Source organism: Cumulibacter soli, assembly GCF_004382795.1.
Lineage (GTDB): Bacteria > Actinomycetota > Actinomycetes > Mycobacteriales > Antricoccaceae > Cumulibacter > Cumulibacter soli.
On the sequence record NZ_SMSG01000011.1, the window covers coordinates 48,075 to 57,351 of the forward strand.

The window sequence follows — 9,277 nt, forward strand, 5'->3', positions numbered from 1 at the left end:
CGCCGGCCTTCGTCATGTTCGGTGAATCTCGACTGTGAAATCGCTGCCGTCATGAGTACGCGATCTCGTATCTGAACGCGCATCGGACGTCCTCGAACCGCAGCGCCCGGTCACGCCTCCGCCTTCAGGACGCCGTCCTCAATCTGCAGATGCCGGTTCAAGCCGAGCTCATCCAGGAAGTCCTGGTCGTGGCTCACCACGACCAGAGCCCCGCGGAACGCCCGCATCGCCTCACTGAGATGTCGCACGCTGGCCAGATCCAAGTTGTTGGTCGGCTCATCGAGCAACAGCAGTGAAGGCGCTGGGTCCGACATCAGCACTGCTGCGAGCACCGCCCGCAGCCGCTCACCGCCAGAAAGCGTTCCGGCCGGCTGCTCGACCTGTCGGCCACGCAGTAGGAACTGCGCCAGTCGATTCCGGGCGTCGACGCTGGTGACGGACGGGGCTAGCCGCGCGACGTTCTCCAGCAGGGACCGATCGTCGGCCAGTACGTCCAGACGCTGTCGAAGGAAGCCGTACGGCACCGCCGTACGAGCGGCGATCTTGTTCAACAGAGTCGTCTTGCCGGCACCGTTGCGGCCGCTGAGCGAGATGCGTTCAGGCCCCTTGATGATCAGGCCATCGATGTCCACCACCAGCCTGGACGACGGTAGTGCGGTCTGCGGTAACTCGATTCGGATTTCGTCGTCGTCCCGTACCCGGCGTTCGGCCGACTGTAATGAGACGCGGGCCGATTCCAGGTGGTCTTGATGCTCACCTTTGAGCCTGGCTGCCGAGACCTGGGCGGTTCGTTTGCGCAACTTCATCACCGCGCGCGGCTCGCGCTTATTGTCGTATTGCTTCTGCGCGTACCGCTGCCGTCGCGCGAGTTTCACCTGCGTGTCCATCAGTTCCTGCTTCTGCCTGTTGACCTGTGCCTTCGCATCGCGTACGTCGCGTTCAGCGGCTTCCTGCTCGGCCGCGACCTGGTCGACGTACGCGTCGTATCCGCCCCCATAGGTGGTCATCGAGCCCTCCCGCAACTCGGCGATCGCGTCCATATGGCGCAGCGCGCGACGGTCGTGGCTGACCATGACCAGCACGCCGCTGAACCCGGTCAATACGGCGTCCAGACGTTCGCGGGCTACGTTGTCCAGGTTGTTCGTGGGTTCATCCAGCAACAGAATGTCGGGCCGTGCAAGCAGGCGACCGACGATCGCCAGCAGGGTTTGCTCTCCGCCGGAAAGAGTGGCCGCAGGCCGGTCGAGATCGATGTCGTCCATGCCGATCTCAGCGCACAGGGCGCGGGTGCGCTCGTTGATATCCCAATCGTCGCCGACGATGTCGAAGTCGCGATCGAGAGCCGATCCAGCCTCGATCCGAGCCAGCGCCGCACGTACGTCGGTAATCCCGAGCAGGTCAGAAACGTCATCGCCCTGTTCGGTGAGCTCCTGCGGCAGATAGCCGACCGTGCCGTTGACGGTGATCGTGCCGCGTGTCGGCGTGAGGTCCCCGGCGATCAGGCGCAATAGGGTCGATTTGCCGACGCCGTTGTCGCCGACGACGCCGGTGTGGCCGTCACCGAAGGTGGCGTTGAGTTGCTGCAATGCGGTGGTGCCGTCGTCCCATTCGAGCGATAGCGAGTCGCAGACGATAGCCGGGCGCGAGAAAGTAGACATGATTACTCCAGGAGAGGTCGATCCGAACGGGGACGATTCCTCAACCGAGCAATGGTTTACCTTCCGCAGACAATGTGACCCCCTCATTATGCGAGGGGCGTCCAGTTAATTTGTGCTCCGATCGCTGAACGCAGCGATCGGAGCACAAAACGGTGTGGACTACTCGGCCTTCTCGTCCGGAACGTTGCCCAGTTCCGCGCCGATCGTCGTGTCGTCACCGTGCCCGGTGTGCACGATGGTGGACGGCGGCAAGGTCAACAGTCGCGCACGGATCGAGTCGACGATCGTCGGATAATCCGAGAACGAACGACCGGTCGCCCCGGGGCCGCCGTTGAACAACGTATCGCCGGTAAACACGCACCCCAGATCCGCTGCATATAGGCAAATCGCGCCTGGCGCATGCCCAGGCGTGTGTATCACCTGAAGATCCGTACCGGCGATCGCGATGACCTGCCCGTCGACCAGTTCGCCGTCCGGTTCGGCATCCGGATGCGTCAGCGCCCACAACTCGCGATCGTCACGGTGCAGCAAGATCGGTGCGCCGGAAAGCTCGCGCAACCGCGGTGCCTGCGCCACATGGTCGTCGTGCGCATGGGTGCATACGATGGCCTCGATCTTGCGATCGCCTACCTGCCGCATGATCGCATCGGCATCGTGCGGGGCATCCAGCACGATCACCGACGTGTCGTCGCCGAGTATCCAGACGTTGTTTTCCACCTCCCAGGTGCCGCCATCCAGGCTGAACGTGCCTGTGGTGACGAGATGCTCAACGCGCGTGGCCATTAAAGTTCGACCACCGAACGAAGGACGTCGCCGTGGTGCATCTTCTCGAAGGCCGCTTCGACGTCCGATAGTCCGATCCGCTCGGTGACGAACTTCTCGAGCGGGAAACGACCCTGCTTGTAGAGATCGACCAGCATGGGGAAGTCCTTGGACGGAAGGCAATCGCCGTACCAGGACGATTTCAAGGCGCCGCCGTGACCGAACAGGTCGGCCAGCGGGATCTCCCAGGTCATCTCCGGCGTCGGTACGCCGACGAGCACAGCTGTGCCGGCCAGGTCGCGGCCGTGGAATGCCTGGGTGAAGGTCTCCGGGCGACCCACGGCGTCAATCACGACGTCCGGCCCGAATCCGCCGGTCAGTTCGCGCATTGCCTCGATCGGATCCTGCTGCGTGGAGTTGACCGTGTGGGTTGCGCCGAAATCCTGCGCCCACTCCAACTTCTGATCGTCGATGTCGATCGCGATGATCCTGCCCGCGTTGGCCAGGCGCGCACCCGCGATCGCGGCATTGCCGACACCGCCGCAGCCGATCACGGCAACCGACTGCCCGCGCTGAACGTTTCCGGTGTTGACCGCGGCGCCAACTCCGGCCATCACGCCGCATCCCAGCAGGCCGACGACCGCCGGATCGGCGTCGTCGACCTTGGTGCATTGACCTGCGGCGACGAGCGTCTTTTCAATGAACGCGCCGATCCCGAGCGCAGGGGAGAGTTCCGTGCCGTCCTCGAGCGTCATCTTCTGCGTCGCATTGTGCGTGTTGAAGCAGTACTTCAGATCGCCGCGCAGGCACGCGCGGCACTGTCCGCACACGGCGCGCCAGTTCAGAATGACGAAGTCGCCGACGGCAACTTCCCTCACGCCGTCACCGATCGCCTCGACGATGCCGGCGGCTTCGTGGCCGAGCAGGAACGGGAACTCGTCATTGATGCCGCCTTCGCGATAATGCAGATCGGTGTGGCACACCCCGCAGGCTTGGATTTTGACCACTGCCTCACCAGGTCCGGGGTCCGGCACGATGACGTTCTCGATGGTGACGGGCGCGCCCTTGGCGCGGGCGACGACTCCCTTGACGGTCTGCGACATGCTGAGGCCTTTCTCGAAGTGGTCGTATGCGCCGATCGTAATATCGATGGGTGAGCCGCAGCCGCGGCGACGTGGCCCGCGTGTGTGCGAGCAGGCACATTGCCCCCTCGAACGGCTCCTCATTAGCATGGCGAAGGAACTTTCACATAGGCGCAGGGAGTGCGACATGGACGACGACGACTTCAACGAGGTCCTCAAGGCGGTTCGGACCTTCATTCGTGAGGAAGTTGTGCCGGCCGAGGAGCAGATCGAGGCCGAGGACAAGGTGCCCGATTCGCTGCGCGATCAGGCGAAGGAAATGGGCCTATTCGGATTCGCCATTCCCGAGGAGTACGGCGGCCTCGGGCTGAACATGATGCAGGAAGTTCAGCTCAATATGGAGCTCGGTTGGGCGACGCCTTCATTCCGCTCGATGTTCGGCACCAACAACGGCATCGCGGGGCAGGTGCTGGTCAAGGCTGGCACCGACGAGCAGAAGAAGGAATGGTTGCCGAAGCTCGCTGCCGGTCTGACCGCCTCCTTCGCGCTCACCGAGCCCGAGGCCGGTTCGGACCCGTCGTCGCTGAAGACCAAGGCGACCCGGGAGGGTGACGAGTACGTCATCAACGGCAGCAAGTGCTTCATCACCAATGCGGCTATGGCTCAGGTGCTGATGGTGTTTGCCCGCGTCGGTGACATCCCCGGTGGCAAAGGCATCGCGGTCTTCCTGGTTGAAACCGACCGCGAAGGTGTCACGATCGCCCCGCACGATAAGAAGATGGGCCAGCGCGGCGCCTGGACCTCCGATATCAACTTCGACAACGTCCGGATCCCCGCCGATCACCTCATCGGCGGCGACGAGTCGGTCGGCTTCCCGACCGCGATGCGCTCCCTGCAGCAGGGCCGGCTGACCCTGGCGGCGTTCATGACCGGCGTGAGCAAGCGCCTCGTACACGAGACTGCGGCGTACGCCGCACAGCGGCAGCAGGGTGGCAATGTCATTGCCGACTACCAACTCGTGCAGGGACTGATCGCCGACTCGCAGACCGATCTGTATGCGAGCGAGTCGATCGTGCTCAACGGTGCGCGCGACTGGGACGCTGACCGCGACCGCCGGATGGCGCCGTCCGTGGCGAAGTACTTCGCATCGGAGGCCGTGGGCCGGATCGCCGACCGCGCGGTGCAGATTCACGGTGGGTACGGCTACATGCATGGCTACGTCGTGGAGCGCTTGTACCGCGATGTCCGCCTATTCCGCATCTACGAGGGAACCTCGCAGATTCAGCAGGTCGTGATCGCGAAGCAGGCGCTCGCACCGTACCGCCAGAAGTAGGTTTAACCGTTTCTGCGGGGCAATGAGTAACGCTACCGGGTCGATAGCGTTACTCGTTGCCCCGCAGAACTATGTCTAGGCCTGGTACTTGGCGCGGATCGCGTCGCTGTCGGCGCCGAGTGTGGGGGAGCCGCCGCTGGCTGCTGGCGTGAAGGATGAGTAGCGGGCCGGCAGTCGAACTGTTTTGGTTACCTCGCCGGCGTACTCGACCTCGAGGGCGAACTCGCCCGCGGCGAACTGTGCGCTCGCCGCGAGGTCGGGGTAGTCGCGTACTCGTCCGAAGACGATGTTCGCTTTCGTGAACCTCTCGATCCACTCATCCGTGCTGCGCTTCGCCAGGATCTCGGCGATTCTCGGGATCAACTCGTCGCGGTGCGCCGTACGCCCACCCTGGTCGGCGTACGCCGGATTCTCGCCGAGGTCCGGCGCTTCGACAGCCTCGACGAATGCCGCCCAGTGCCGCGGCGTATTGGCCGAGAACATGATCCACCCGTCCTGGGTCGAATACAGTCCGGACGGCGTGGTGAATTCAGGATGCGAACCGGAGCGCTTCAGATCGACGCCGGCGGTCAGGTACTCGGTGATGTTGTGCGCTTGCAAACCGATTGCGGTCGCCAACAGTGAGCATTCGATGTGTTCGCCGATACCGTGCCGTTCCCGGTTCAGCAGGGCGGCCAGGATCGCTTGAGCAGCGACGTGCCCGGTGCCGATGTCGACGACCTGGGATCCGACTCGCTGGGGGTTGCCATCCGGTTCACCGGTGACGTGCATCAAGCCCGTTTCGGCCTGGATCGAACTGTCCATCCCCGCGCGGCGGGCATCCGGGCCCTCTTGGCCGAATCCGCTAATCGACAGGTAGATGACGTCTGCGTTGATGGCTTTGATGTCTTCGTAGGAGATGCCGAGTCGCTCTACGACGCCGGGCCGGAAGCCCTGCAGGACGACGTCCGCCTGTGCCGCCATTCGTAGCACCAGCGCGTGGTCGTCCGGATCGGTGAGGTCCACCACGAGCGCACGTTTGCCACGGTTGTACGCCGCCGTCATCGAGTTCAGACGCACCTTCGGGTCCGCGGTGAAATAGCCGCGGCTGCCGTCTCCTGCCGGGGATTCAATCTTGATGACCTCCGCGCCGAGGTCGGCGAGCACGAGGCCCGCTAAGGGACCGGCGATCATGGTGGTCAGGTCCAGAACGAGCATGCCGTCGAGCGGCCGGGGAGCGGTCATGGCGACGATCGTAGCGATCCTGCACCGACGTACCAAGACACCCGCAACTCGAGCACGTAGATATCGTGTGTGACCGCTCGCGCTCAGGCTAGAGGCGCTCGGGGTTAGACGTGCTTGGGATTAGACGTAGACGCCCCGGGCTGCCAGGTAGGGGACGGGATCGATGCGCTCGCCGTACATCCCGTGGGTGACTTCGAAGTGCAAGTGCGGACCGGTCGACTGGCCCTCGGAGCCCATGGCAGCGATGGTCTGGCCGGCGCTGACCTGCTGGCCGGCGCTGACGTAGATGCTCTGCATGTGGCCGTAGACCGTGACCATGCCGTCGGGGTGCTGGATGTAGACGGCATTTCCGAAGCCGTCGGCCGGTCCGGCCCGCATCACGGTGCCACTGGCGGCGGCGTAGATCGGCGTACCAAAGTCGTTGGCGATGTCGATGCCGTAGTGGAAGGTGCCCCACCTGGCGCAGAAGCAGCTGGTGTAGGTGCCACCTGCGGGCTTGACCCATCCGCTGCCGGACGAGGATTGCCCGGAGTCTGAGGAGCCCGAACTTGCCGATCCGCCGCCGGACGACCCTGAACTTGCCGAACCACCGCCGGACGAGCCGGAACTCGACGATCCGGAGCTCGCTGATCCGCCGCCGGACGAGCCGGAACTCGACGATCCCGAGTTCGCCGGTGGGGGAGCGGATGCTGCTTGATTGGCCTGCTGGGCTGCGGCCGCCGCAGCTGCCTGAGCTTGTGCCTGCGCCTGGGCCTGGGCCTCAGCTTGGGCCTGAGCGGCAGCCGCAGCGGCCGCTGCCTCTTCCGCCTTCTTCTTGGCGATCGCGGCCTCTTCGGCCTCCTTCTTCGCCAGCCATTCCTTATAGGTCTGCTTTTGCCCTTCGAGCTCCCACAGCTTGTCCTGCGCGTCGGCGAGGGCGTCGTCCAACTCGGCCTTCTGCGCCTGAAGACTGGCCATCTGCGCGTTCGCTGCGTCGACCTTGTTGTTCATTTCAGTCATCAGCTGCTTGGCCTTGGCCTCGGCGGCTTCGGTGTCGAGCACTGACTGCTTCGCTGCGGAGTCCGCGTTCGCCTGCTTGATCTTGGCGAGGTTGAGTTGGTCGACCTTCGCGTACTGCGCGTCCGTCACGATGTTGAGCATGGAAGAACGTTCAATGAGGTCGGCCGGCCCATCGGCCGACAGCAACATGGCGTCATTGAAGGTGTAGTTGCCTTGGGTGAAGACATCGTGCGCCAACTCTTTGACGCCCTCTTCTGCCGCGGCGACCTCGTCACCGGCGGTCTTGACCGCAGCGGCGGTTTCCTTCTGCTTTTCCTTGGCGAGGCCTAATTGACCCTTCGCTACTTCGTAAGCATCCGCGGCGGCGAGCGCCTGCGCGTTGAGAGCCTCGATCTGGTTGTTCATCTGCGTCACTGCTGCTGACGCGTCGGCGACCTGCTTTGCTGCCTTCTCCTTGGCGCTCGAGGCGCCGGAGATCTGCGCATCACTCGGATTCGGTGGTGGAGGAGGCAAAGCGCTGGCTGGGGCGATGGGCAGGAAGAACGACAGAGTGAGCATGCCCGCTATGGCGGCTGTGCTCTTAGCCCTCGACGTGCGCACGAAGGTGCCTCCAAAACCGCAACTCTGGGAAGAATGCGCGGAGGCAGCGGTCGTTTGCCTGAGCCACGCGGGACCCATACTGACACGCCTGACGCTCAAGCACCACAAGTCACAACAATCTCGTTTGTAACTTGAATCTAGTTACATCACTGTAGTTCTTTTCCTTCACAACGCAAGACCCCCGGCACGACCAGGGTTTTCTTGTCCCCCTCAAGGCGGTGTCGATCGCTGGGACGTCGACAAATTTTTATTGGGGGATCTGAGGCGATGGGAGCGGGAGCGGGCCGTGGTAACACCGATATAGCGCCGAGTTCGACGTGATGCCGGTCCTGTTTGCGTGCCCCGTGACGATCGTGTTCTGCCTCGAATGATCGATGCACCGGGGGTGATGGAGCAGGGGGCGCACGAGGCGGCTTTGGGTTGCTGGGGGACCGTATGGCAGGACGCCCGCGGTGGCCGGAAAATGGGTGTGAGCAGGTATTTCCGCTGGTGCCCTCGGCAGGAATCGAACCTGCGACGCCCGCCTTAGGAGTGCGGCGCTCTATCCACTGAGCTACGAAGGCCTCATTTTTATGCGCTGACCAGCGTAGCCCATCGGTACTGAGGCAGTGCTGCTCGTCGTCGGGCGTGAACTATGGGGGCACAGGGCGTGACACCTACGCGAAGGTAAGACTTAAATCTGTCGCGATCCACACGGGCGTGCGCATACTATTCGTGCACCTTGCGCAGTCCGGCTGGCAGGTCTGGCCGTTCACATGAAGGACGCCGCCATGACCACCATGCCTATTCGAAGTCAGCACGAGCCGATAGTCCTGCTCAATGCGAGTTACGAGCCGCTATCGATGAACGTCACGCTTAAGCGTGCGGCGAGGCTGCTCGCGAAAGGCAAGGCGATCGTGCTCGAGGCGGCGAAGGGGCGTTTCCTGCGGGATTGGCCGTGGCCTCGAGTCCTCATCCTGGTGAAGTACGTGCGTATCGCACATGAGGTGCTGTATCGCCGTCCGACGGTCAGTCGCAAGGGAGTGCTTAAACGTGACTCATATCGTTGTGCGTACTGCGCCGACCGAGCCAACACGATCGACCATGTGTTGCCCAAGAGCCGCGGTGGGGGCATGACGTGGACGAATCTGGTCGCTGCCTGCCTGCGCTGCAACAGCCGCAAACGCAACCGGACCCCAGAGGAAGCGGGAATGCCGCTACGGCTCACGCCGTTCGTGCCAACGCGCCTCGCCTTGGGCGATTCGGGCGCGACGGTCGCGATCCCGGCGTGAATGATGGCGTCGTCAAGCAGGACGGCGCTGCGGGCGCGATAATGATCCGATGAGCGACGCCGATGAATCACCGAGGGCGGGCGCGGATGAAGCCCGAAACGAGCGGGCGTCCGCAGCCAAGCCCGCACGCGTCGTACGTCGTAGGTCTCCGCGGGAGATGACTGCCGAAGAGCGAGCCTTCATTGCGCGGTACGCCGTGGATTGGCCACCGCATCACGATTCGGACTGGGGCTAGCTGTGATGTCCAGGGACGTTGTTGCGTGAATCGCGCGTGATCTGTTGACGGGTGAAGGCCTCCCGTTGCGAGAGTGGAGCTGTCTAGGAACCGCTCACGCATAACAGGAGGCC

At 63.6% G+C, this 9,277-nt stretch carries 8 protein-coding genes and 1 tRNA gene; 3 read left to right on the forward strand and 6 right to left on the reverse strand.

The genetic code is table 11. The features are described from left to right. Nucleotides 1-110: 110 nt before the first annotated feature. The 3 genes from E1H16_RS17960 to E1H16_RS17970 form a co-directional block, all read right to left on the reverse strand. Complete coding sequence (locus tag E1H16_RS17960) at nt 111-1,658, reverse strand: ABC-F family ATP-binding cassette domain-containing protein (protein WP_134325303.1); 1,548 nt, start codon at nt 1,656-1,658, stop codon at nt 111-113. Nucleotides 1,659-1,817: 159 nt separating this feature from the next. Further along, a complete protein-coding gene (locus E1H16_RS17965) occupies nt 1,818-2,441 on the reverse strand; it encodes an MBL fold metallo-hydrolase (protein WP_134325304.1) in 624 nt (207 codons plus the stop codon). Continuing rightward, nucleotides 2,441-3,523 carry an S-(hydroxymethyl)mycothiol dehydrogenase gene (locus tag E1H16_RS17970; protein ID WP_134325305.1) on the reverse strand — a complete coding sequence of 361 codons (1,083 nt, stop codon included), beginning with the start codon at nt 3,521-3,523 and terminating at the stop codon, nt 2,441-2,443. The genes E1H16_RS17965 and E1H16_RS17970 overlap by 1 nt, the downstream gene beginning before the upstream one ends. Before the next feature lie 166 nt (nt 3,524-3,689). On the opposite strand from E1H16_RS17970, the gene E1H16_RS17975 reads away from it, so the two are divergent. Then, complete coding sequence (locus E1H16_RS17975; RefSeq protein WP_134325306.1) at nt 3,690-4,835, forward strand: acyl-CoA dehydrogenase family protein; 1,146 nt, start codon at nt 3,690-3,692, stop codon at nt 4,833-4,835. Between the two features lie 75 nt (nt 4,836-4,910). Here E1H16_RS17975 and E1H16_RS17980 read toward each other — a convergent pair whose 3' ends face one another. From E1H16_RS17980 to E1H16_RS17990, 3 genes are all read right to left on the reverse strand, one after another. Beyond that, nucleotides 4,911-6,059 (reverse strand): CaiB/BaiF CoA transferase family protein, encoded by a 1,149-nt coding sequence (locus E1H16_RS17980; RefSeq protein ID WP_134325307.1) that lies wholly within the window; start codon nt 6,057-6,059, stop codon nt 4,911-4,913. Nucleotides 6,060-6,179: 120 nt separating this feature from the next. After that, on the reverse strand, nt 6,180-7,616 hold the full coding sequence (locus tag E1H16_RS18880; RefSeq protein WP_166741837.1) for a M23 family metallopeptidase: 1,437 nt from the start codon (nt 7,614-7,616) through the stop codon (nt 6,180-6,182). 529 nt (nt 7,617-8,145) lie between these two features. Continuing rightward, nucleotides 8,146-8,221: transfer RNA gene (locus E1H16_RS17990), tRNA-Arg, on the reverse strand. 207 nt (nt 8,222-8,428) lie between these two features. Here E1H16_RS17990 and E1H16_RS17995 point away from each other — a divergent pair. Both E1H16_RS17995 and E1H16_RS18000 read left to right on the forward strand, forming a co-directional pair. Continuing rightward, a complete protein-coding gene (locus E1H16_RS17995; protein WP_243837894.1) occupies nt 8,429-8,929 on the forward strand; it encodes an HNH endonuclease in 501 nt (166 codons plus the stop codon). A 49-nt stretch (nt 8,930-8,978) separates the two neighbouring features. Continuing rightward, nucleotides 8,979-9,164, forward strand: a complete 186-nt coding sequence (locus E1H16_RS18000) for a hypothetical protein (RefSeq protein WP_134325309.1) — start codon at nt 8,979-8,981, stop codon at nt 9,162-9,164. The last annotated feature ends 113 nt before the right edge of the window (nt 9,165-9,277 follow it).